The organism is Limnochordia bacterium, assembly GCA_023230925.1.
GTDB lineage: Bacteria > Bacillota > Limnochordia > DUMW01 > DUMW01 > JALNWK01.
This window is the reverse complement of record JALNWK010000041.1, coordinates 1-26,243: the sequence shown is the minus strand read 5'-3', so window position 1 is coordinate 26,243 and position 26,243 is coordinate 1. Positions and strand designations below refer to the sequence as shown.

Genomic DNA, 26,243 nt, shown 5'->3' with positions numbered 1-26,243 from the left:
TTCGTTCTTCGGCAACGCCTTAACAGAGCCCTGTTGGCGAACTGTTCTCATCCATCCGTACACTGTGCTTTTGGATAGCTCATGACGACGTGCCACCAAGGCTACATTACCCATCTGTCTACACTCATCAATCACCTGTTCCTTGAAATCATCTGAGTAACGCTTTCTTGTCACGGTTAATCACTCCCACTAAAGTAATCTTAGCACAAACATAGCTTATGTCCAAATCCTTTAGGGGGCTAGATAGCAACCATTCCCCCCTTCACCTACATGTTTAGCTGAATCCTCAAATCCTTATTCGAACAAAATCACAGACCAGTAGGACAGATCGATTGAAAACTGTACCGTAATCCTTTCAGAATCAGATGTTACTGTAAAAGGAATGGGTACTGCCCTTAGCGATGGTTTATCCGGAGAAGCCACCCAGATCCCTTCTGGTTTGTGATCAATAGTCATAGTTACCTCGACTCGATCGATATACTCTGGCTTTGGCTGAGCAGCTTTCCATTGTTCGGAATTGGCACCAGTGAAGTTGATTAGGCTAAGTACATACTGCCCTTGGTCTCGTAAACGGTAGCAAATGGCATGCACTCTACCAGGAACCGGACGTGGCCCCGCAGCTTCACCATCGAGTAGAACACACTCGCAAGCAGCGACTGGTTCCCGATCGCCATAGAGCCATTCCTTATATCGAACGATGAAGTCATAATAGGAAACCAAGGACTTCCATAGGGAAGCACTAACTTGTTGGGCCTTAGGGAAATAAGGATCGACCAACATGCGGTCACCCTCGCCCATCTCAATGTGTGTACCACCATGGGCGAAGATAACCGCATCTAGCAACCGTACCGTCGCCTCTTCTTGTGCATCTACATAGGCAGCAATCACCGTCGCCTTGCCACCGGAATTCTCATAGGCACTCTGAATGATCCTCTCAATATCACCGTAGGAGCTATAGGGCGGCCAAACCTCAACATAGTTAAAGTCATAGGTACTTTCAGCCACGATGGCCGCCGGCCAATTGGCCACAGAGTTAAATGTTACATAGTCTCGGGTATTGTCCACCTCAGACAACGTACTTTTGGTATCGTTAATAAATGTTCGGAAGGCGGAGGCCAAGACAATCGCCCCGCCCTGTGCATCATAGGCCACCTTGGGATATCCATATTGATCGATGTGAATCCCCGCAAAGTGAAAGCACTCAAGAGTATTTCTAAACTCTCCAAGCAGATGGGCATCCCATCCTGCACCCCGGGACGGGTCCATCAGGAAAAGATACCCATCCCCAAAGTCAATCGGACTTCCCGTCCGATCATAAAGACCCCACTGTTGATGCTTTGCATAAAAGGCAGGTGATGCTGCATAAACAGCCACATAAGCCATGGGTACCATACCAAATTCCCGAGCAAGGCCAATCTTTCTTCTGATCGTTTCCACCCTAAGGTGTCGTCCCATGGAATCCACAAACCAGTCCCCCGGGGGAACTGGAGTATCGTGACGATAGAGCCAATCGTAAAACTGAACTCCATTCAAATGTAATCGGCTCATCGCCTGAAAAGCAGCACGTTCCTTGGATTCATCTCATGCCCCATAGTCACTAACAAATCCATAGCGTGGCTGTTCCGTCCAATCCTCCGCAACATCGAAGGCAGACTCGGCAAAGACCAACCGTTCCCCCCCCATGCTCCAACCACACCGTAAGACCATAGCCAGCCGTCTCCTCAGGCGGTTGCCAATTGAACCTCCAGGATGTGACAGCGGGATCATAGATGCTTTTTGCCATCACAGCAACAACTTCCGTCAACCTTGTGATCTCTACGACAACTCGGTCCGGACCCAAAGCTAGTGCATATTCATCAGCCACAACTCGAATACATACAGGCGTGCCCAACTGATAGGATACACGATCAAGTTCAATCAAGAGCATCCCCTCTTGCTGATCCAAAGCTCCAACTCCGTCGGTAACAACACTTGCCTCCACTACACCAGTCCCCCCTATGCTTACTGCTAACACTAACCAGAAGAAGCTGCGTAGATACTTCACCTCACTATCACAACCTTTCCGTGAGCGTTCAGCACAAACTGAAGCCCGAGGCCTCTAGGTATACACAGCAATTAGTCTCTCCGTCATATCCTTATGTATGGTGTCTTGTTGTAATGCCGAAGATAGGATGAGAATACATTCTCCGGGCATATGCCACAGAATACAGGCAATCACGTGTGTGTGCAATTCATAGCGATAGGAATGTACTTTGTCTTGAGTATAAGTTCATTCATCGCATAATACACTGACCTAATCTTGCTATTGAATTCACAATCTAAGAGAGAAGTCTCCATAATATAACAGGGTACTTGATCCTATTGATCATTTCTGCATTGAGCTTTCTACTCCTTTCCCGCTAGGAACATTCATCTTGGAACAACAACCTTTGACTCGCACCTGCTCCCACTAGGTGCACATAACCTAGCCGCAGTGCCTCCTAAGAACTATACTCGAAGAATTCTACAGACGTTTTCATTAAGCGGTATCAGTACGAAGTGGAAGGTAGATCACCTCACAAACAGACTTCGGAAAAATGTGAGCCCAAAGTTAGGAATAAGTCGCTCCAATATTCATCACTCTTGGTCGGTTACCACTGTCTGTTCGTTGAAGATTGGTATAATGTGGTATCTGCGCGTAGCTACGATCAGACTCTTCTTCACCAGCTAATCTTCGTAATTTTCACTCGGCTCCTTCAATTAGAAGGGTCTGTTCTTGCCCTCTAACCATCCTTTCTGCCTCCAATACTCCTTATCGATATTTCCGTCGGGATACTTAGAGATCGTGCCTTTTAGAAAGGTGAAGACGATCCTAGTGAACATAGGGGTACGCGCATGTCGCCTTCTTGCCATTGAATCATAAAATTTCCTGGCCTGCTTCCGCAGGGTGTCTGCGTATTTATCTTGCTTTGTATCGGGCATCTCCTCCCACTCCTTTGCGCGGAGGGCAAAACCACATTTGTGTACCTTTGGGACTCCCCAAAAGCGCAGACTCCTGGACATAGACCCCATGGCATAACCTGTTCCTCCCCCAGCGGCAGTGGATATAACTAGGGCGACCTTGGAAAACATCTCCTCCATGGGTCGATGGGCAAGGTAAATGTAAGCAAAGTGGTCGAGCAGGACCTTCATTGCCCCAGTCTCCCCTAGGACATATACAGGCGAAGTAAAGATGAGCCCATCGGCTTCCCTCATGGAGTTTAGAATAGGTTGCACATATCCCACATCGGGACATTTGTTCTCCCCACGTTCAATACAGGCAAAGCATCCCCGGCAGAAATGGGGCATGTCCTGCGGGAGAAAGAACTGGCTGAACTCAATACTGCCCTGTCGTGCCAATTCCTCCATGACAATTCCCGTTGCCATATATGTATTACCTTTTTTTGGACTACCATGGACTACGCATACCTTCACTCGTGTTCTCCATTCATTGTAACGCTATGTAAACATGGCAATTCCCCAGGTCTGAGGGGAGTATACTTGCCACCCTATTTATTCCACGGGACCGCATCATATTCGTTTTTATGTCCCGAACGTACTAAGACTATCCATCATGGCAATTATACTCGTCCATGCATATCTAGCCAGTCATGTATCAGTTGACTATTTCTGATAATCCCCTAGGAAACCAGCATCGTCCGCGTACGCACACCGGAACTCATAGGTACCCGATCCAACCGAATAGACTCCATACACGAAGTCTCCGTGGGAGATCACTTCTTTAAAACAGACTCCCACAGCTTTAGGGATAGGGCCATGGCCCTCTTGCACCGTGCTTAGATCAGTCGTAGGCAAATACAGGGTAGCAGTGGTATTGGTGGGGATTGCCAGTTTTACGATCAACTCATTCTGGATGATACTCCACTCCACCCCGATGGGACCACGAACAGAATTGTATTCCGCTTTAGCCCACGTAAGGGGACCCCTGGGGCAAGGACGAAGAACAAAACGCTTGTACCCAGGGTAATCTGGATCCGCTTCGATACCCGCCACATACCGGTACAACCATTCACCCACTGACCCATAGGCATAGTGGTTAAAGGAGTTCATCCCCTCATCCTGAAAACCGCCGTCTTCCTTGTATGAATCCCAGCGTTCCCACATGGTTGTTGCTCCCTGTCTGATGGAATATCCCCAAGACGGATACCGGGTGGAGGTCAACAATGCATAGGCCAGATCCAGTTCTCCAGCCCGAGCTAGCTCCGGCAGTAGATACGAACAGCCCAAAAACCCCGTTGAGAGCCGATCCCCCCGACTTCGAATGTCTCTAACAAGGTGTTTCATGGCTTGTCGCCGTTTTCCCTCGGAAAGAAGATCCATATGCAATGCTAAAAGATACCCCGTTTGGGTCTCACCAGCAACGCGTCCGTCGGCGTGCACAAACTGATCATTAAACGCCCGGCGAATCCTTTCAAAAAGTTGCTCGTAGCTGGCTGCATCCTCACTTCTGCCAATTGCTGAGGCCATCCGGGATAACAACCTAGTACTATAGGCAAAGTATGCCGTCGCAATCACATCTTTTGGTGTATCAGCGTCTATCGATAGCCAATCACCATAACCTATGGCAGGACGAATCAGTCCTTCGCTGTTAGCCTTAAGGTATTTAATCCAACGGGTCATGCCCTCGTAGTGGCGCTCAATAATCCGGGTATCACCGTAGCACAGATAGATGGTCCAGGGAATAATCACCCCGGCATCACCCCAGCCGGCGTTACCACCACCTAGAAAGCCTACACTAGGCGCGATATCACTGAAGGCCCCGTCGGTGCGCTGGGCGTCCTCTACATCCACCATCCACTTAGTGCAAAAGGCGGCCACATCGGCGTTGAAGCTTGCAGTACGCATGAACACCTGGGCATCCCCCATCCAGCCTAATCGTTCATCTCGTTGGGGACAGTCGGTGGGCACACTGAGGAAATTACCCCTTTGCCCCCAGAGGATATTCCGCTGCAACTGATTAACCAAGGGATGGGAACAGGAGAAGCTCCCGGTAATCGGCGTATCCGAATGGATCACAAGGCCTTCAATGGTCTCCAAAGAAGCCCTCCCAGGAAAGCCTGTAACCTCAACGTATCTAAAGCCATGAAAAGTGAAATGTGGCTCATATACTTCCACATCATCTCCCCGACAAATGTAGATATCCCTTTGTCGGGCGCTCCGCAGATTAAGGGTGTACAGACTACCATCCTTTTCTAGCATTTCGCCGAAGCGCAAGGCAATACGATCCCCGGCTTTTGCCCCCCGGATGAGCAGCCTAACACAGCCAACCATGTTTTGGCCCATATCAAAGATAACGGTACCTGTTTTTCTCCTCCGTAGGGAGATGGGTTTTCGTCTTTTGGTAACCCGAATCGCAGGACCCAGATCCGCTACCAATGCACCGTTGTAGGAGGCGAGGGTAGTTACTGGACGCCACTTGCACCTGTTGCTACCCTGGGGTTGATCCCAGCCAGGCACCTCCAAGCGCGCATCATAGATCTCACCCATAAGAAAATCCGAGCTGATGATCGGGCCCCAATTACCTTCCCAGGAAGCATCGGTTCCCAGACGCTCCACCGTACCGTCTTCATACTCTATCTCTAGTTGGGCCAAGAAACCCAAAGGATAGGAGCCATATTGGTGCCGGCCGAAGATACCTACATGCCCTGCATACCATCCATCTCCGAGAATGGCGCCCACCATATTCTCCCCCGGGCGGAGCAATTCTGTAATATCATAGGTTTGGACTTGTAGCCGTTTCTTGTAATCGGTCCATCCTGGGGCAAACCGGGCATCGGATACACGGGCCCCGTTCAGTCTTAGTTCATACACTCCCAAGGCGGTGGCATAGAGCCTTCCTCTAACTACTTCTTTATTAATGGAAAAAGACTTCCGCAGATAGGGTGATGGTGCAGGTCTAACTTCTACCATCTGCTTCCCCCAGGGTGCTTGTCCATGTCCTGCAATCTTGGCTACCTGGGGCCAGTGGGCGTCATCGAATTCCCGTTGCTGCCATCCTTCCTCCAAAACACTACTGCCCTTCCAGGTCTCGTCAAGATCGAGCACCAACGGGGGGGCGTTTTCAAAGGTAACCATTAACCTGCCGATCAAACCTGCAGGAGGTGCACTCTTACTCGCCTCGATAGCTAAAACGTTTTCGCCGGGATTTAATAGATAGGTAAGATCCACCCACTGCATGCGGGGTTGAAACACCGTATTCCGCGAGCTTTCAAAGCCATTTGTATACTGTCGAAAAAGAGAATCACCATTGATGAGCAACCAAGCCTTCTCGATACCCGGGGGTACCTTGAAGGAACGACGGAAATATCCCTGTTGGCGACCTTCTTTGGCACAGACTCCTTCGTCCTGGTCCAACCAGATCCAGAGGTTGTCCTCCACAGCAGGCAAGGGTTCATCCCCATCGGTCTCCAGACCAATCCACTCTGCCCGCCAGTCTTCCGGCTCAAGTAAGCCCATCTCCCAGAATGCAGGATTACTGGTTGTAGGCTTGGGATCTTCATCGGACCACACCCGAACCTTCCAATAACAGCGCTGCCGAGAGGTCAGTACCTTTCCCTCGTAGGGTATATGCAAGGACTTCTCTGAGAACACCTTCTTACTGTCCCAAAGATCGCCATCATCTCGTCTAAGCCGTTCTTTGCTACTGGATACAATAATCTGGTAGGCAATCTGTCTTTGCGCCCGCTCCTTGGACTCAAGGTTCCAAGATAAACGAGGTCTTGACGCATCTATGCCGATGGGATCGGTAGCATACTCACAACGAAGACTGACCGGTGTGATGGGGCTCATCGTTGCTCCTCCTTCTGATCACATTACGTGGGCAGACCTCTGACGTCCTTACGGCAGTAGCTAGTCTATTGATCCCTTCGTGAACTACCAGAAGAATCCTGCATCTTACTCGACAACGACATTAGCTAGGTCTAAGAGTCCTGCTTCCATTGCGGGTTCTTTCATCATTTCTGTAAATACCTCAACAAGATCCGGTTGGAACTGGGTTCCGGCATAGGCATTGAGCTCATCAAGGGCCTCGGGTACACTCCTACCATGGTGATATGGTCTGGTACCCACCATCGAATCGAAGGCATCAACGATGGCCAGAATCCGGGCAGGCAAAGGTATCTCCAGTCCTTTTAATCCCCGGGGATAACCTTCCCCATTCCACCACTCGTGGTGGGACAGGATCGACTCAGCCACCGGCGCCAGCTTCGAAAAGGCTAGGGCAATCCGGTAACCGATCTCGGCGTGTCGTCTCATCACCTCCCGTTCCTGGGAAGACAGGGGACCGCGTTTCTTTAGAATAGAGCTGTCCGTCGCAATTTGGCCGATATCATGGTGCTGGGCCAAGGTCCTAAGGTCATCTAACTCCCGTTCATTCAAACCAATCCGTTTACCCAAGGACACTGCAAGAAACTCGATATTATCCGTATGCTCTTTGGTCTCATGACTCTTGGCTTGTAACGCGCGTTGCAGTGAACCAACTAACTCATTGCCATTTTCCTGGGCATGCTTACTCTTCTTTCGATACATGTGATTCTCCGCTTCCCTGAGGATGTCGGCGATGCTTTGCTCAGGAACGGTTTTAGTAGCATATCCCAGGGAGATACTCAACTTAATGGGGTCTTCGTCCACTTGATCACTGAGTTGTCTAATCCTAGCACAAACCTTTGCCGCATCCTTCTCCGATGTGTTTGGCAGCAGAATGACAAATTCATCGCCACCCCACCGGGTAATCATATCCTCCCTGCGACAGGCCGCTCTTAGGACTTGGGCACACTTGATTAGTAATAGATCCCCCTGTTGATGTCCTAAGGAGTCGTTTACGATCTTCAAGCCGTTTACATCGGCCATAACTAGACTTATGGGCAACTGCCGCTCCCTATCCAATCGTTTTACTTCCATTTCGAAGTACCGACGGTTATACAGACCGGTTAAGGAATCGTGGAACGTGATCCGTTTTAGTTCCTCCTCCGCCTTCTTCTGTTCTGTAATATCCAGTCCGATACCGAGGACACCTACTATTTGTCCATTCTCATCGACGATCCTGGTCTTAATCGTACGGACAATGTGTCTTGTGTTGTCTTGAAAGGTTATTTCTTCCTCGTACTCCTGGGGATAATCACTGACCAAAGCCTCCTGATCTGTTCGCCGGCAGACTAGCAGCTCTTCTTCGGTTATGCTTGGGGTCGTTGTCCCCCAACCGGTACTATCTTGAAACCGTCGATTAATAAGCAGGGGTTCCCCTTCGGGATCCGTAAGCCAAATGTTGATTGGTGCATTGTCTAGGATCGTCTGCAAAAGCTGTTTCTGGGACTTCAACTGTTCCTGGGACTTTCTTAGGGCTTCCTCTGTTTGTCTCCGCCTGGTTGTGTCGTTAAACACAGCCACAAACTGATTACCATCGAGCTTGTAGGCTTTAACCTCAAAGTATTTGCCTGTTCCTTCTAGATACTTCTCGAAATGCACTTCATTGGCATTGGTCGCCAGATTAGCATATTCCTTCAACCAATCAGGACCTATTGTTGGTATGACCTCTCTTACCGTCTTGCCCACAACATCTTTAGCTTCCCTCTCCAAAAGATGCTCAAAAGTCCTATTTACCTCCAGGATCCGATAATCTTGAGGCTTTCTGTCCTTCTCCCAGATGATCCGATGGGAAGCAATCCCGATGGGCGCCTGATTAAACAGGTCCTCATAGCGTTTAGCATATCCGTGCCGTACCCTAGCCATAAGATATGATGAGCCTGTGATCATTAGCGTCGCCAGAAAGTACAACAATGGATATTCACAAGCACCACTAGTTAGCATGGCAACAACTATGCCAATAAACGCCAGATTAAGCAATAACACGATCTTACGACTCTGCAATATGGCATTCGCTAAGGGGATAATCATTAATAGTGTCACTTGACTTCCCGAGATAAAACCAAGCTGTGCGCCCAAAAAAGCAGTATGGGCAAAGGAGGCCACGACCAAACATAGTACTAGATGGGCTAGGTAACGGTTTTTGATCGGTCGGACATAATAGGACAATACAAAAACAGTAAGGTAGGCAATAGCAAAAAGAATCCTATGCCCAAAGGGTATTGGATCAACACTTTGCTCATCTAATAATCTATAAACATAGCCAAAACCGATGTACAACACGGCTGCAACAGCACATACTACCCGAAGCAACATAATAAGCACTGGGCTTAGGTCTTCGTTATCAATAATGTAGCTCAATCTCACCCTAATCACCACTTCACTTCATTGAGCATAACTGTTTATGTGAATCTATACTTTTCCCTGAATCAGCAATGATCGTACACAAGGTATCCAACTTTAAGAGCAAGACCTAACCTAGTGATTTTGCTCCTGTCATACACCTTCTATCGCATAGTCTCTCGTATGCACCAACGATTCCCTTTCCATACATCTAACCAGTACAACTATACCAGAACTAGGTAGTAATGTCAGCTTCTTCAAAGGTTATCTTTTTCGGTGGAAATACAGGTCAGGTAATAACATTAAGACCTTTAACCCAAAAACAAGTGCACTCACATAATAGAAGCCGATGTTACCGCCCCAGCCTCATCAAATGTGAGACGGCTGTTCTTCGGATAGGATATTCCATCAATAACAACAGGCTGCATAAGGGTACACTCCCTAAGCGTGCCATCTTCGTATAAGCCAATACCCGAGAAAACGCTCCCACTACAGCAGATCCCGCATATATCTACATCCCCAACAGGGTAAAAGAAACGCAGTCGTCCACTTTCATAAAAGGATGTATGAACACCAGTTACTCCCCCGCCACCTCTGCACAGGTACCCTTGAACAGATGTATTCTTAGGAAACACACAAGTAACTCGATCATGCACAAAACGGATCCATGTATCTGCTCCATAGGAATAGTTGTTGATCACGGCGGGTTTGGCTAACCTAAACAGGGTCAGTTGCCAATCGGCTGCAAAATGAACCCAATCAGCAGCACAGGGATAGCCATCAATCACAGTATCATCCTTTAGATATCCAATAATTGAACGTATCTCACCATCATCTATGCCATATCTGAGCTTGGCAAACTCTATCCCATGCACAACCTTATTCCTTTCCCATGGAGTATAGTTGCCGTCACAACCAGACAGTACTATGGCCAAAAAGAACAAATAGACAGCAAACCTTTTTCTGCTCCGAGGCTTCATCTCATTTCCTCCACGCTGGCGTACCTGTGCTGAACATCTGTGCTTCATTGAGAGCACCCTTTTGTTCCTTGCCTTCTAAATTGTTCCTATTACAAATATACCATAGTTGCGCAAGCTCGGGAAAAGACCTAGTATAGTTTTCTAACCGCCGAAAGCCTCTCCTTGTGGCAAGAACCGAGTCTGGCCTAGTATCTCGTGGATGACAGACATATTGCTGTCGTCATCCTGTCTGAATAGCTTTAAAACCAACCGTCTTCTGTCGTTGTTGTCCCCCTATTTCCACCGATTTATGAGGCTGACTCCTTGAAAGCTCATTTCTCGTGCTTTGGGGGGGTTTAAGGATTAACATTAACGGCACAATCCAACTTGACGATGCACCATCATTAGGGTATACTCGAAGGCGTTATATTTCGAATACGAACTATTCGTACTCGAAATACATTTATCCTTTGCCAGAAGGAGGTGAGTTTCCTAGTGGAAGAAAACTATCCTAAGACCATCATTGAATCACTCTATCTGATAAAAAGGAGATTGGAGAAGAATTCAAGGTGCCATTTTGATAATATGGGACTAACCTTTCCCCAGATGTCTTTGGTTTTCCTCCTCCAACAACATGGTCCTATGAGGATCACTGAGCTTAGTAACAAAATGGACCTCTCAAACAGTACCATATCCGGTATCGTCGATCGCCTGGAAAAGGAAAACTTGGTCCAGCGAAAACGAAGTAAATCGGATCGCCGGGTGGTTACAGTTCACCTAACAGAAAACCTGGATCAACTTGTTACTGAATTACGCACTGAATTTGAAGAGTTTTTTACGGGAATGTTTGAGGATGTACCTAGGGAGGATCTCATAGATATTATTAAGGGACTTAAGAAGCTTTGCGATGTCCTCGACCGTTGATTCGGTCTTACTTAACGTTTGAGTGGAGTGAAGTCGATGCTATCAGAATTCAGCATTAGAAAACCATATACCGTCGTCATCGGTGTCATCATCGTGATCATTTTGGGAATCGTCTCCTTAAGCGATATGACAACAGACCTGCTACCGAATATTAACCTACCCTATGCAGTGGTGGTGACCACATACCCAGGCGCCAGTCCCGAGGAAGTAGAAACCCGACTATCCCGACCGATTGAGCAGTCGATGCTCTCTTTGAGTAACATCAAGAATGTCAGTTCCGTATCTAGTGAGAATGTTTCAATTGTCATCTTAGAGTTTAATGCCAGCGCCAATATGGATAGTGCCATGATCGAAATGCGGGAAAGCTTAGATATGATGAGTACCTTTTTGCCCAGTTCAGTACAATCACCAATGATTCTTAAGCTCAATCCCAACATGATGCCGGTGATGGTTCTATCTGCAGCTTTAGAGGATAAACCCCTTAGCAGTTCCAGCCAGTTTTTGACCAACGTAGTCATCCCGGAACTTGAGAGTATTGAGGGTGTTGCCTCTGTTTCAGCTACCGGGTTAATCGATAAGGAGATCCATATTGTCCTTAAGGATGAGAAGATCGAGGACGCCAAGGCAAAGCTGCAGGCGAAACTATTTTCATCAATGATGGTACCAGGTATGGATCCCAGTGCCCTGCTACAAGATAACGACTCAGCGCAGTTTGCCCAGTTTGAGTTGACCAAAGAAATGATCTCAGGCATCTTACAGGGGCAGAACTTCAACATGCCTGCCGGTTATCTTCTCGAAGGAGGCACCGCGTATTTAGTTCGAGTTGGGGATGGGATTAATTCACTTGAGCAACTGGAGCAGTTGCCCATTTTGTCTTTGCCCTTTGTGGGTTCGCTCACCTTAAGTGACGTTGCGGAGATCCAGTTGCAAGACAGTACCGATACCACCTATTCCAGAGTGAATGGTCATGATTCAATCATCCTGACGATTCAAAAACAAACCGAGTATTCAACCGCCGATGTTGCCGGTCGCATCAGGGAACGGATGGATCAACTAATGGATATGCATCAAGATCTTGAGATGACCGCACTAATGGATCAGGGCCATTATATTGATGTCGTAGTCAACTCCGTTACCTCAAATATGCTCATTGGTGCTTTGCTTGCGATCCTCATTTTGTTTATCTTCCTACGGGACATTAAACCGACTCTCATCGTCGGCCTAGCAATCCCCATAAGCCTAATCAGCACCTTCATTATGATGTATTTCGGCAAGGTATCTTTAAACATTGTTTCCTTGGGAGGCCTTGCTTTAGGGGTCGGTATGCTGGTGGATAACTCCATCGTTGTCATTGAGAATATTTACCGGATGCGTCAAGAGGGAAAAAGTGCCCGGGATGCAGCTGTAATGGGCGCCCAGGAAATATCTGGTGCGATCACCGCTTCCACACTGACAACCATCGCGGTCTTCGTCCCGATCCTATTCCTCCATGGATTGACCAGGCAAATCTTTGCCGATATGGGCCTTACAATCGCCTTCTCCCTTACGGCTAGCTTGCTGGTGGCCCTTACTCTAGTGCCAATGATCGCCTCAAGAACACTAGCAAAGCAGCAACCAAGGAAAAGAGGACTCTTAGAGTCTGTCCAGGCAGGATATACAAGAATCCTGGAACTGTCCTTAAGCAAAAAATGGATCGTCTTCGCCTTGGTACTAGTCCTGTTTGTGGGCAGCATTATTGGAGCCTTCCGTATGGGCACTGAGCTTTTCCCCACCGCGGATACGGAACAGCTGATGATTCAAGCGGCTATGCCAAAGGGCATATCCTTTACTGACGCTACCGAAATCGCGGATGAGTTAGTGGACACAATCAAGCACATCGACGGGGTCGAGACAGTTGGCGCGTTTTTTGGCGGTTCCATGATGGGCATGGGTATGGGTGGTGCAGGCAATCACGAGACACTCTCCATATATATCCTCCTAGACGAAAACCGCACAACCTCTTCAAGCCGCATTGCCCAGCTAATTCGAGAAAACACCAAGACATCCCCAGCAGAAGTCAGCGTTAATGAATCCAACATGGATATGGCAGCCCTTTCAGGAGGTGCAATTGCGCTTACAGTGATGGGGCGGGATTTTGGTACCCTTGAGCCAATAGCCCAAGACGTTGCAAAGCTCCTAGCCGAGATTGATGGAATCATTGAAATATCCGATGGGATAGAGAAAACCTCACCAGAAATAAGAATTCGGGTGGATAAGGAAAAGAGTATCGCGCAGGGGCTTACCGCAGCCCAAGTCTTCATGCAGCTAAACAAGATCCTATCGGCGGCTAATGCAGATACTGTTCTAAACATTGGCCCCGATCAGTATGACGTCTTCATCACTGACGAGCGCAGCAGTTTGGATCTAACTAGAGATGAACTAGCCAGTGTAACCGTCACCACCCCCCAGGGCAAGACCCTGCGGATTGGTGAGATCGCGGATGTAAACGAGGCCAGCGGGTATGCCTCGATCAGCAGAAAGAATCAGCAAAGGTATCTTTCGGTCACCGCAGCGGTGGATGAAGGATATAATATCGGGCTGATCAGCCGAGAGATCAGGAGTAAATTAGCCAATTACAAGGTCCCCGAGGGGTATTCCATCGAATTCGGTGGCGAGCAACAGATGATCACCGATTCCTTTAGAGACTTGTTCTTGATGCTAGTGTTAGCGGTCATCTTCATTTACCTAGTAATGGTCGCCCAGTTCCAATCCCTCCTCTCCCCGTTTATTGTCATGTTTACTATCCCCTTGGCTTTTACCGGTGGGTTTTTAGGCCTGATCATTACCGGAAAGCCCGTCAGTATTGTCGGGTTCTTAGGCCTAATTATCCTCTCCGGTATTGTGGTCAATAATGGGATTGTGTTTGTGGACTACATTAACGTACTGCGTAGCCGGGGCATGGGGAAAAAGGAAGCGATCATTGAGGCTGGGATCGTTCGTCTGCGGCCAATTCTCATGACCGCATTGACCACCATTCTGGCCCTTTCAACGCTCTTCTTCGGAGTAGGTGCCGGAACAGAGATGATTCAGCCCATGGCCATCACTGCTGTAGGTGGGTTAGTCTATGCCACACTATTGACCCTCGTGTTTGTCCCTGTCCTTTACGATGTATTTCATAAAGAGAAAACCAGAGTGTGACAAGACCACAGATGCGTCGGTTTCGAAACCGACGCATCTGCTGATACCACGTATTCTAATGAGGCAAACCACAGGGATGGGAGCATACTCTAATCGATGTCGCAGTCTTGAAACCCCGTGCTGCAAGGGTCTTCTACCTAATCCTCCTGTGATTAGCCCTTCTTCATCTCCGCCTCTATTGCCTCAAGCCACTCTTGGATCTCTTCCTCAAGTCCATCGGGAATAGCACCTCGGACTTTGTCAAAGGCCATCTGGGCCTTGTCGTACTGACCAAGATGGAATACCGTCTCACCCACTAACCACCAATAGCGCCACAGGTCAGACTCCTCGATGTCGCTGACCATCGTGCCACTAAGGACTTCGTTAGCCTCTTTCCATCGTTCTTGTCCCATATACACCTCGGCGAGCCTAAGACGTGGCAGCACGAAATTCGGATCTTGTTCGATGGCTTTGCGATAATGCCATCCTGCTTGTTCCAGGTCTCCCTTTTCCTGGAGCTGTTTTCCTCTCTTGAAGGCTGCGATTACCTTGGGATCACCCTCATATTCGGCCAGTCTATCCCGAATAACCACATCTTGCACTAATCCGTCAACATTCATTCTGATGCGGTCCCCGGGACTTACGACGCCTTTACGTACTAACGCAACACAAGCTGCCATTTTCGTATCTAGTGAAAGCTGGGGATCATCAAAAAGCATCCATAGCACATCCTCGGCCCACGGCTCTTTGGAACGGGTGAGCACCTCTATCGCCGCGTTTGTCATCACTTCATCTTCGGTCCAAAGCCCTTCGACAAGAACTGTCTTAAGAGTTCCCGTAAGCAATTTGGGGTCTTCTAACTGTCCATCGTCTTTGATGTCTTTCAGCTCCTCGGGAATCTGCAACTCGTAGTCCAAGCGAAACTCCGGAACCTTTCTCAGTTCAGCAAGCTCTGCAGTGAACATGAAACTTTGCAGAATACCGGTAGTTGGTTGTCTATCTAGGGCCTGCTGCCAATAGCGGCGCGCCTGGGCAAACCGTCCGAGATTAAAGGCTGCCACACCGGCTCGTGCCACAACTGGCCAGCTGATCCCCCGATTTCCACCATACCGACGAAAGAAGTCAAACAAACCCCGATCATCTTCCAGATGGGCAAAGGACTCACAGATCACTTCAACAGTATCTACTTCATCACCCCGTTGGGGGTTCCCGGGCCGGTAGGCCCGTACGGCACGGCGCATAGTACCTTGGGCACCCTTAACATCACCCAACTCTTGCTGGCAGCGGGCAAGCATTGCCAATGCGAATACATAATCGGGATAGTCCTGCACAGTCTTTCGAAAATGCGCCGCGGCCTTCTCGTAATCCCCCTGGTAATAGTAACAAGCACCGACGTTGTTGTGGCCTACCGGTGAAAAAGGACATATCTCCAAGATACGCTGAAACTTCGCGTAGGCGCCTTCAAGATCATACTCACGGAGTAGCCTTTGTCCTTCCTCGTTCAGCTGCTCCATCTCCAACCTAAGGTCTGGATTCCTCACCACAAACTCAATAAAGCGATCCTCACCGTGTTCTGAACAACTCATACACCCACTCCTTACTTGTTCCTTTACGCATGATCGGCCTGCCATAGGGCTACTTAGATCATGGTGGCGTATTGTGTACTGGTTCGATCCTAGATAACCTGTACTTTCTGAAATACACCGGTCTACAGTTAAGCCAACGATCAAAATCGTTGGCTTAACTGCTGTACAAAGAAAAACAACATCCTTTGATGACTCAGGACTACTGATCATGTGGTAATCCGGATTTCTGCAAGTAAGGAACCCTCATTACCTACTTCACTAGATAAATCATGTAATCCTGCAACTTGTCCTAAGCCTGTAGGACTGCCCCTTACTCATCAGCACTACCGTTTAAGGTTCTAGATTCATTTAAGAAGCAGTCTACTCAATTCCATCGGTATTTGAGTAGCCAGATCAATGGGACGCAATCTATAGCTATACACGTAGGTTTTGTCCGCATACAGGGTAAACTCAGGATGGGGTCTTGCACCCCAACTATTATCACCGCCAACTCCCATCTGCTTGTAGTTAAGCCGCAGGATAGTCTCATCCCGGCGTACCAGCTTGTGCGGGTGACTTGCGCCGGATAAATCCTCCGGGGTATAGTGTAAGGCAACTACCTCCAGAAGGGGCATACCCACCGCCAGCAGTCCAATTCCTTCATCATTAGTAAGCATCACCCAACGGACATCTGTCTTGTTCCCTGTTTCTTGCGGTTCCAGATAGGGAATGAACTGAGCATCAACTGTGCTTGTGTATACGCCCACATGGGCAGCTGTCTGTCGATCCTGATAGTTCTCCAAAGGACCCCGTCCATACCACGTTATGTGCTCAAACTCCCGCGGTAATGTCAGCATTGTCCCGATCTCGGGTATCTCAGGTAAACCCGGACCGGGTACTAACGTACTGGTAATCGTCACATCGCCAGTACCATAGAAAGTGTAGGACATTTTGTGGGATGAAGGACGCTGGGTTGGTAGCGTAGCATTAACTGTGATCCGGACCCTTCCCTCATCAAGCCTGGTAACAGTCACATGATCGATACTTCTTTTCTGCCCCGCATACCGCCACGTGGCAGTCCTCGTGGGCATACCATTGCCCTTGTCATTATCTAACGGCGCCCTCCAGAAGTTGGGGATGGGACCTTGCGCGATTAGCTCCTGCTCCCTAAAGCTAAAGGAGGAGATGGTCCCTAGGGCCCGATCAAACAGGATACGAAAATCATCACCTTGAATCATGATCTCCTCAGAGGTCTCCACAAGGTCTAGACTGGGTATCACTGCCAAGCTGGGGTTAGCTTCTCTAAAGGGCATCTGCAATTGCTCTTTGGCTACCTCATGACCAGCCTGAGCCCATGGGGCATCCTCCCTTAGTACAAAGCTGATGTTCAGCCAGTATTCCGCGCCCGGCGTTATTGCTGGTACTTTCAGGGGCAGGGTAATTACCTGGGATGATCGGGGTGCTAGTTCTAGCACCTCGCTTCCTCTCTGAAGGACTTGATCATCCTCTAGCAATTCCCAGTCCATCCGGAAGACTTCCAGGTTTGTGAACAAGTGCTTGTTTCGGATTTCAACTTGACCCTTTAGTAAGTCTACCGCTTTTACACCAATGTTCTGGTAGACCTTTTTCACCTCATCTAGTTCGGGCTGTACCCTCCGATCGGGAAAGACTAATCCATTCGCACAGAAGTTCCCGTCGTTAGGATGATCTCCCCAATCGCCCCCGTAGGCAAAGAAATGTTTCTTTGCACTATCCTCTACATGTAAGGTTTCAAAATCTAGCCACAGGACAGTGCTTTCATCACAGGTTCTTTTCGTATCCTGGATTTCCTCTTGGGTGAGGGCACGGTTATAGATTCGGACATCATCGATGAGACCTCTGAATCTACGATCAGTCTGCATATCCCGGCCGATCCCCACAGGATAAGCATTAGGCGTGATCTTCCCATCGGTGGTCCTTTCAGCCTGTAGCTTCCCATCGATGTAAAGCTGCAGCTTTTGCCCATCGAAGGTGCCCACCACATGGTGCCAATTCCCAAACCAATCCGCTGGAGTATTCACCACCGCCGCAATCCATTCTGGACCCCGTTGATCATAGATAAAGAACTCGATAACACTGCGGTTTTGCCCGACGTAATTGGCGGTATACTTAAGCGCGAACTGGGTATCTCCCTTGGCGATCAGCACATGATCATGCTCGGGAGCACCCTCAGGCTTTACCCACGCCTCAAGGGTTAATCCTTCCCCGGTAATGTTTAGCGTTGGCACATCGGGTAGTATGGTATATCCCTTCAGACAATTTCCAGATCTACCTGCCACCAAATCACCAACAACCTCGGATTTAAAGCCTGATCCACTTCGATCTAGCACCACTTGCTCGACCGGTATCGGCCACCGCAGGGCTTGATCCACCCAGTCCCAAATAAAAGCACCCTGCAAGATGGGATATTTTTCGATCACATCCCAGTACTTTTGCAGATTCCCCACGCTATTGCCCATCGCGTGGGCATACTCACAGAGGATATATGGTTTAGTGCCGGCCTTCCCGTACTGCTCGACGGTATCTACGTGGGTATACATCGTGCTGTGTATATCCGCCCACCGGTTATCCCCCTCATAATGCACTAAGCGGGTGGCATCCCGCTCCTTTACCCACTGAGCTAGGTGTTTGAATGTGTTACCGTTTCCCGCTTCGTTCCCCAAGGACCAGATGAGCACCGAAGGATGGTTCTTGTCCCGCTCCACCATGCTTTGTACCCGATCAAGACATGCGGCTAGCCATTTCGGGTCACTCTTCGGTAAGATATGATTTGCACCATGGGACTCCAGATTAGCTTCATCTATCACATAAAGACCATATTCATCACAAAGATCATACCAAAGGGGGTCATTGGGGTAATGGGAGGTGCGTACTGCGTTAATGTTAAACTGTTTCATGAGAAGAATATCTTCAATCATGCTTTCCTTGGTGAGGGTCCTTCCGGTGTCCGGGTGGATCTCATGGCGGTTTACACCCTTAAACATGATGGGTTTACCGTTAATCTTCATCTGGTTCCCTTCGAGCTTAAACTCCCGAAAACCCACCCGACAACTGGCAGTCTCTACGTTCTCCCCGGCCGCATCCTTTAAGGACAGAACCAAAGTATACAAGTAGGGATCCTCTGCAGACCATTTCCATGGACTTTGAACAAATCTTTCGGCCTCCACTCTCACTTCCCCTGGGCTGGCAACACTGACCTCGGCAATGATCGGTTCGTCAAAAGCAGGAAGTCTGTTGGCATCATACAACATCCCCTCCAACTGATAAGCTGTAACCGGCTCGTTTCCTAGGTTGCGCACATCTATCTTTAGCCTTAGGATTCCATGTTTATATTCCTCATCAAGGTCCGTCATCACTTGGAAGTCCCTAATATGTACCTTAGGCTTCGCATAGAGATAGACATCCCGGAAAATACCACTAAGACGGATAAAGTCCTGGTCCTCAAGCCAACTACCATCGCACCAGCGATACACCAAAACGGCCAGGGTATTCTCACCCTTCTGTAGATACTTGGTAATGTTAAAGTCCGCAGGGGTAAAACTATCTTCGCTGTATCCCACTTGTTCCCCGTTGACCCACAGATAGAAAGCCGATTCCACCCCTTGAAGACTAATAAATACCTCCCGCCCCTCCCACTGCTCCGGTATGGTGAAAGTATGCCGGTAAGAGCCAACGGGATTATACAAAGTGGGGGCCTTTGGTGGACGGGGATTCTCATAGCCCGTCCAAGGGTAAGTCACATTTGTGTAAATGGGATAATCATAGCCTTCTAGTTGCCAGCTACTAGGAACCTTGATCTGATCCCACTGGCTAATGTCATAGTCCTCTTTGTAAAAATCCATCGGTCTTGCCCCAGGATTTTCCGCCCAGTGAAAGGACCACTGCCCATTTAGCAGTAGGTAATACGGCGAATCCTTCGGATCCTGTTTGAGGGCAGTTTCCACATCGGCAAAGGGAATAAATGTAGCATGGGCCGGTTCTCGGTTCACCTGGAAAACCTCAGGGTTATTGTTCCACTCCTCCTTGCCCGCCGATGGCATGGTGCAAATGATTACCACAACGAAGATCAGTAAGATCAGAACAGCCGCAACGTTTTTCCACATCCTTACTACCTCCTTCGGTGTTCTCATATACAAGACTCAATCGGTTCCTTCTACCCGTAACACCCGCACAGTACCACAACAAGGGCTCCACGGAGGAATGTGTAGGTAGCAAGCAGTCTCCCCGAGCGGTTCTAGGGAGAAACTGCTTCCTTCAGGTGCTAACTGTATTTGCCATGCTCTTGGATTGGTGCAATCGGGTAAATAGATCGTGGTTGATTCATTTCCACCGTCCTCCTGCCAAGTGCATTCAAAATACCCGGTGTCAGCATCGTAGTAATAGTGCTGAATCTTCCCGGATACAGCCATAGGGTATCCCCGCCTAATGCTTGGAAAGAATGGCAGTTGCGCCATGTGCGGCCCCTCGTAGGACCAATAGGCATCGCCACAGAGCAACTGCTCAAAGATGTCTTTGATACACAAAGCAATGTCTTTGGTTTGCTGGGAGTTGTAAAAAGCACCCCATTCACCGACGAACATGGGTGCTTGTAGACGGTTTCTCGTAAGTTCATGCTGTTGAAAGATAAACCTCAGTCGCTGGGGGCTAGCCCCTTCGGGAGATTCCGTATCTGTGACCAGATCATATCCGTGGGGGGCATAGGCTTGGGATGGATCCTTAGTTCCCCTTTGATCTCGCACCGGTTGAATATTACTTAGGACCCCGATATTGCCAAAATAGTTGGTCTCCAGAAAAATGATCCCGTCCTGATCCACACTACGGATCGCCTCGGCCACCCGCTGATAAAAGGAAGACAGAATACCCCACTCAAATTGTCCATACCCTCTTGTTACTGCCCCAATGACCCGGGCGTATCTGCCTACATCATTGAGAATCTCTAGACGTTCTGGTCGCCTTTTCGGATCGAGCCAGGCTGCAAAAAGCTCATCGAAGTCCATATCCTCCCTAGCCCGTCCCCACTCTTTGTGAAACTGCTCATACATCAACGGTTGGATCTGGTTCACCGCTGAGCCAATAAAGGGTTCGTTCATGATGTCATAGCCAATGACGTGATCATAGTCTCGGTAACGAGAAGCAACATAGCGCCACGCTCTAGCGTAGTGATCCTGTAGTCCCAGGCCATCCACCGCAGGACGATTTTGCCAAAAGCTATCAAAGGCTTGCCAGATGGCCGGACTAAGCAGATAGGCATCACTCCATATTTTAGTGGGAACATGTGGTTTGCCATCGGTTAGCACCGCCCAGGAGGGGGCACCACCACCATAGGGATATCCAAACAGGTCTTGGTGCATATCTAAAACGACCCAGATCCCATATTCCGCGGCCAGCTTGATCAGCTCGGCATTCCGGTCCAAGTATGCATCATCATACTCACCGGGATGGGGTTCCACCCCATCCCAAAAGATCCCCAGCCGAATCACATTCAGGCCCCACTCCTTCAGCTTAGCAAAATCGTCCCGGGTCCACGGACCGATATAGTTCCGCCCCTGATCCTTGCAGACCATGTTGATCCCATGCAAAATGACAGATCTGCCGGCACTATCTGTAAACTGCCCGTCCTGGATCTGCACCGTCCTCATAGATACACCTCCAAGCTGCAACCAGTTAGTACAGTTCCAGTTCGATCACCGTATCTATTTCATCGGGCAAATTGGCGGCACCCAGATTAATGAAGGCATAGTCGGGAAAATCCACTGCGTTCCAGGGGGTCCCCACCCGCAGCTCCGATCCATCTGCTAGCAAGCGGGCCCTTTTGATCCGGCCATTTAGTCCCGCCAAGGGAATCGGTCCAATGGGCCGATCTAATACATGGGCATATAGCTTATTACCCTTTTGGGTGTAGCGACCCCATTCGGGTTTTACCAGATCAGCCATACCACATCCATAGATACTCTCACCATTCCTTGCCATCCATTTACCAACTTCCCGCAGGATCTCCTCCGACTCGCTCGGAATCAGTCCCCGGGCATTGGGCCCCACATTTAGCAACAGGTTTCCGTTCTTGCTAACACATTCCACAAGGCCCCTGACCACCTGCTTTGCCGACTTGTAATCCCGATCCCTGGCACAATAACCCCAGTGGTTATTCAAGGTCACACAGGCCTCCCAGGGAATAGGCTCCCCTTTTTCATTACGAATCCCTTGGGGTGGGATGATCTGTTCCGGTGAGGCAAAATCCCCGGCATAGGGCTCAGGCTTAGTTGCTTTAATGTTTCCTCCAAGCCTGTTATCAATGATCAGATCTGGTTGGAGCAACCGGCACATCTCGACCAGCTTTGTTGCCTCCCACGTTTCTCCGCTCATATTATCGTAGGAGAAATCGAACCACATGATGTCGATCTTACCGTAATTGGTAAGCAACTCTCGCACTTGACCGTGCATATACTCAAGATACCGGGAGAAATCCCGGGACCGATCCCGGAAAGCAGGATTATCTCGCATGGGATGATGCCGATCGCCAAAGGCGGGATAGTCATCGTGGTACCAATCGATCACTGAATAATAAAAGCCAACCTTTAGACCCTCATCCCGAAAGGCATCAACATATTCCTTAATCAAATCCCGGCCGGCAGGGGTATTTGTCGCTTTGAAATCCGTGAGTTTGCTATCGAAGAGGCAAAAACCATCATGGTGCTTCGCGGTCATCACCACGTATTTCTGCCCGGCCTCCTTGGCTAACTTGGCCCACTGCTTAGGATCATACTCGGTGGGGTTAAACTCATGAAAGAATGGCTGGTAGTCTTCCTTGGGAATCCGCTCATTACTTCTTACCCATTCCCCTCGGGCTGGAATCGCATATAGCCCCCAGTGAATGAACATGCCGAATCTAGCTTCATTAAACCACTGCATCCGTTCCTGCGCCTTTGCCATATGAAAGCACCCTCCTTTGTTGTTTGCAGATTACTCTTACCAACCGTTGCCCCAGCAAGGGGACAATACCAATGTGTATCCTACCCACTCCGGTCAATTCGATTAATTCACAACCAACTGCGCCAATATGCTATACCCGGCTAGATTGGCAAGTCTTTTCGTACCTGTAAGCCGAACTTGCCAAGCCCCTTAGGAAGTCTGTGGTACTAATGGTTCCGGTAGGTTCTGGTCTTCATATAACTTGGCATACATCCCCCCCTGCCGAACTAACTCTTGGTGACTGCCCTCTTCTTTGATCCGCCCCTGATCAAGAACCACGATCTTATCCGCATGGCGGATGGTGGAAAGACGGTGGGCAATAATGAGGGTTGTCCGATCCTTGGCCAATTCCAACAGGGCCCCTTGGATCTCCTGCTCCGTTACCGTATCCAAAGCGGAGGTGGCCTCGTCTAAGACTAAGATTGGTGGATTCTTCAAAAAGACCCTAGCGATGGAGATTCGTTGCTTTTGACCACCAGATAGCTTAATTCCCCGTTCCCCCACGTAGGTGTCATATCCGTCGGGAAGGGTACTAATAAATTCATGAATCTGGGCCTTTTTCGCCGCGGTGATCATCTCTTCTTCCGAGGCACTCGGATCACCATAGAGGATGTTTTCACGGATTGTCCCCGTAAACAAAAATACATCCTGCTGTACCACACCTATTTGCCCGCGGAGGGATTGGAGTTGTATCTGTCGGATATCCCTGCCATCGAGAAGAACTTGCCCATCGGTTACATCGTAAAACCGCGGGATCAAATGACACAAAGTAGTCTTACCACCACCCGAGGGTCCCACAAAGGCCACCGTTGCTCCCGCCGGGATTACCAGGGAGATATCGTTTAATACCTCCTGGGACTCGTTATACCGAAAGGAGACGTTCTCTAGGGCGATCTCCCCGTAAACCTGTTCCAGGCAGATGGCATCAGGCGCATCCTTGATACTAGGTTGAATGCTCATCAATTCAGTAAACCGAGCAAAACCCGTCATTCCCTGCTGGTATTGTTGTGTGAAGTTGATCAAGCGACGGATTGGTTGCAAGAAGAAGCTAATAAACATCAAGTATGCAGTCAAGTCAGCTAAGTCGATGTATCCTCGGTACATAAACCAGGCGCCCGCGCCAAGCACCGCTACATTCAATATGTTAGTCAAAAAGTTCAACCCCGAGGAGTACTCGGCCATAGCCCGGAAGGCTTCATACCTTGAGTATTTGAAGGCTACATTGGCATGATCAAAACGCCTTTCCTCATAATCTTCGTTCACAAAACTCTTGGCCACCCGGATACCAGAGAGGCTGTTTTCCACCTCAGCGTTTACATCGGCAATTTTCTTTCGTTCCTGCGTGAAGGCATTGGTCATAGCCGTGCGCTTATAGCTCGCATACAAAAAGATAGGGGGAACAAAAGCAAAGGCAATTAGGGTTAAGGGTACATTGATCGTCATCAGATAGGCAAAGGAACCAAGGAGCATTAAGCCTGCAATAAACAGATCCTCAGGACCATGATGGGCCAGTTCAGAAATATCCCGCAGGTCGTTGACAATACGGGACATTAAATGACCCACCTTCGTATCGTCGAAAAAACGAAAATCCAGTGTTTGCAGATGAGTAAATAGATCCCTGCGCATGTGATACTCCATGTTCACACCCATCACATGACCATAGTAGTCCACTACGTATTGGCAAAAAAGCCGACCCACGTATAGGACACATAAGACCACTACCCATAGGAGAACCGCCCGCATATTCTGGTTCGGAATGAAATCCTTCATGAACATGCGCGTAATGATCGGAAAGGTCAGGTCCATTCCCGCAATCAAGCTCGCACAGATCATATCTAGTAAGAACAACCAACGTTCTGTTTTATAATACGAGACAAAAGTCTTCAATAAGTGCATAATCCAAAGATCCCCTTTTTTGACTCTCCCCCACGCCGAAAAACGGCGGATTCTTGGTTTGCCCTGCCGACGGTCCCCAAGCTTAGACCCGATGTCCTACGGCAGACAGCTTAAATTGCAGGCCCTAATCCTTCCTCTATGCCCTTGGCTCTTTCTTACCTTACTAGTTCTTAGTATTTCCCATCAATAAAAACTGCGGGGCTAGCACCTGTCATGGTAAAGGACTGTACGGCACTCCTTAGGTAACCAATTTCGGCAGGGCACTCCTTAGTTGTCACAGTATAAGCAGTAAGCCCTATCGTAGCCAACATCTAGGGAAGATTATATCATACAAAAACGAGGAAAAGTCACGGAAATGCATTTGCTAGTCTTTCGGAGCTACCAGCAAACCGGACTCCCACATGTCTTTTCGGTTACTCGATCCTAGAAGCTATGAGACTATCCACTACGTATTTCGCCAATCTGTGAGCATGTCCTTGCCCTGACACTAAAATGAATTTGGATGATTCCCACAGTCGCGATCCCTTTAGGACAAAGATAATCCAACTAAACAGGCTGTTTGCTACTCATTTGTGCTAAAGCATCTGCTCCGCGCAAGCCACCAAGTACAACCAACTTGAACAATGACGAAGATACGGTGACCACCATGGCTAATAGTCAACAATTGACCTGAAATAGCCTTACCTAAGCTGCGCATATCCTTAGCATAACCAGGTAGTCCCCGCGGCCAGTCCACCTTCCCGTTGGTCTACTATGCATTGGGTAACTGAGTGTTGCCCAAGTACCACCAACTAATGCAACAAAGTGACTGACACGATACCTACCGCTGATGCCAACGGCAAGTGTAGTGCAAGCGACAGGTATCCGGGATAACACTATAATCTGGTAAGAAAATTGATTTGCTTTTGACCTAGGAAGGATGGCAGTATTGCGGCACAGCTGGCCTCGAGTCCTGTTAGCCAAAAATAGCGAGAAGTAAGACAAGCCCATCGTTCAATGGGCTTGCATACTGTTTACTGAAAGCTAATATCTACCGATGCCTGTGTGGTTTTGGAACCTTCAAGGATAATTTCAAGTAAGAATTTCTTGCCCAAGAGGTTCTCCTGATACGATACGAGGCCAATCAACTGGTACTCCTCGGGGAGACTAATAGTCTCCGTAAAGCTCTTAGAGATACCCGGCACAACAAAGGGAATAGTGGTGCTAATATCCGAAACCTCTCTCCAAATCTCTTTCTCTGCGTCGTTGTATAAGATCAGCGTAGCCGTATCTAGCCCTAGTTTTCCTATACCTGATGTACTTACTTCTACGGTTATGTCCCGCTCATACTGCTGGTATTCAAATATGACTGGATTGGGTTTAATCTTGAGGGTTCATCTCCGTAAGTGTTGACCTTTTTCTTGTTTCCCACTGCATCTTTGCTTGATCTTCAGCTGAAAGTATTCTAAATCGTGAAAGCCATATGATTCTCGTTTTATAACCTTGATCTTAT

13 protein-coding genes are annotated in these 26,243 nt (G+C 48.7%); 2 read left to right on the top strand and 11 right to left on the bottom strand.

Annotation, left to right across the window (positions count from 1 at the left end; genetic code table 11):
• Nucleotides 1-294 precede the first annotated feature (294 nt).
• The 6 genes from M0Q40_09515 to M0Q40_09490 all read right to left on the bottom strand — a co-directional run bounded on the left by M0Q40_09515 (nt 295) and on the right by M0Q40_09490 (nt 10,223).
• Nucleotides 295-1,533 carry a glycoside hydrolase family 66 protein gene (locus M0Q40_09515; GenBank protein ID MCK9222838.1) on the bottom strand — a complete coding sequence of 413 codons (1,239 nt, stop codon included), beginning with the start codon at nt 1,531-1,533 and terminating at the stop codon, nt 295-297.
• A gap of 64 nt (nt 1,534-1,597) precedes the next feature.
• A complete protein-coding gene (locus M0Q40_09510) occupies nt 1,598-2,044 on the bottom strand; it encodes a hypothetical protein (GenBank protein MCK9222837.1) in 447 nt (148 codons plus the stop codon).
• 695 nt (nt 2,045-2,739) lie between these two features.
• Nucleotides 2,740-3,453 (bottom strand): flavodoxin family protein, encoded by a 714-nt coding sequence (locus M0Q40_09505; GenBank protein MCK9222836.1) that lies wholly within the window; start codon nt 3,451-3,453, stop codon nt 2,740-2,742.
• A gap of 189 nt (nt 3,454-3,642) precedes the next feature.
• Entirely contained in the window at nt 3,643-6,828 is a 3,186-nt protein-coding gene (locus M0Q40_09500; protein ID MCK9222835.1) for a glycoside hydrolase family 78 protein, read from the bottom strand.
• 105 nt (nt 6,829-6,933) lie between these two features.
• Nucleotides 6,934-9,276, bottom strand: coding sequence for a diguanylate cyclase (locus tag M0Q40_09495; GenBank protein ID MCK9222834.1), 2,343 nt, complete (start codon nt 9,274-9,276; stop codon nt 6,934-6,936).
• A gap of 299 nt (nt 9,277-9,575) precedes the next feature.
• Nucleotides 9,576-10,223 (bottom strand): hypothetical protein, encoded by a 648-nt coding sequence (locus M0Q40_09490; GenBank protein ID MCK9222833.1) that lies wholly within the window; start codon nt 10,221-10,223, stop codon nt 9,576-9,578.
• 474 nt (nt 10,224-10,697) lie between these two features.
• Here M0Q40_09490 and M0Q40_09485 point away from each other — a divergent pair, with 474 nt between their 5' ends.
• Together M0Q40_09485 and M0Q40_09480 are read left to right on the top strand one after the other, a co-directional pair.
• Nucleotides 10,698-11,126 carry a MarR family transcriptional regulator gene (locus M0Q40_09485; protein ID MCK9222832.1) on the top strand — a complete coding sequence of 143 codons (429 nt, stop codon included), beginning with the start codon at nt 10,698-10,700 and terminating at the stop codon, nt 11,124-11,126.
• A gap of 36 nt (nt 11,127-11,162) precedes the next feature.
• Nucleotides 11,163-14,303 (top strand): efflux RND transporter permease subunit, encoded by a 3,141-nt coding sequence (locus M0Q40_09480; GenBank protein ID MCK9222831.1) that lies wholly within the window; start codon nt 11,163-11,165, stop codon nt 14,301-14,303.
• Between the two features lie 152 nt (nt 14,304-14,455).
• Here the strand turns inward: M0Q40_09480 and M0Q40_09475 are convergent, their stop codons facing one another.
• The 5 genes from M0Q40_09475 to M0Q40_09455 all read right to left on the bottom strand — a co-directional run bounded on the left by M0Q40_09475 (nt 14,456) and on the right by M0Q40_09455 (nt 24,751).
• On the bottom strand, nt 14,456-15,868 hold the full coding sequence (locus M0Q40_09475) for a tetratricopeptide repeat protein (GenBank protein ID MCK9222830.1): 1,413 nt from the start codon (nt 15,866-15,868) through the stop codon (nt 14,456-14,458).
• Between the two features lie 344 nt (nt 15,869-16,212).
• Nucleotides 16,213-19,989: a DUF4981 domain-containing protein gene (locus M0Q40_09470; protein ID MCK9222829.1), complete on the bottom strand. Its 3,777-nt coding sequence runs from the start codon at nt 19,987-19,989 to the stop codon at nt 16,213-16,215.
• A 36-nt stretch (nt 19,990-20,025) separates the two neighbouring features.
• A complete protein-coding gene (locus M0Q40_09465) occupies nt 20,026-21,525 on the bottom strand; it encodes a glycoside hydrolase family 5 protein (GenBank protein ID MCK9222828.1) in 1,500 nt (499 codons plus the stop codon).
• A 25-nt stretch (nt 21,526-21,550) separates the two neighbouring features.
• Nucleotides 21,551-22,816 (bottom strand): alpha-L-fucosidase, encoded by a 1,266-nt coding sequence (locus M0Q40_09460; protein MCK9222827.1) that lies wholly within the window; start codon nt 22,814-22,816, stop codon nt 21,551-21,553.
• A 189-nt stretch (nt 22,817-23,005) separates the two neighbouring features.
• Nucleotides 23,006-24,751 carry an ABC transporter ATP-binding protein/permease gene (locus M0Q40_09455; protein MCK9222826.1) on the bottom strand — a complete coding sequence of 582 codons (1,746 nt, stop codon included), beginning with the start codon at nt 24,749-24,751 and terminating at the stop codon, nt 23,006-23,008.
• Nucleotides 24,752-26,243 lie beyond the last annotated feature (1,492 nt).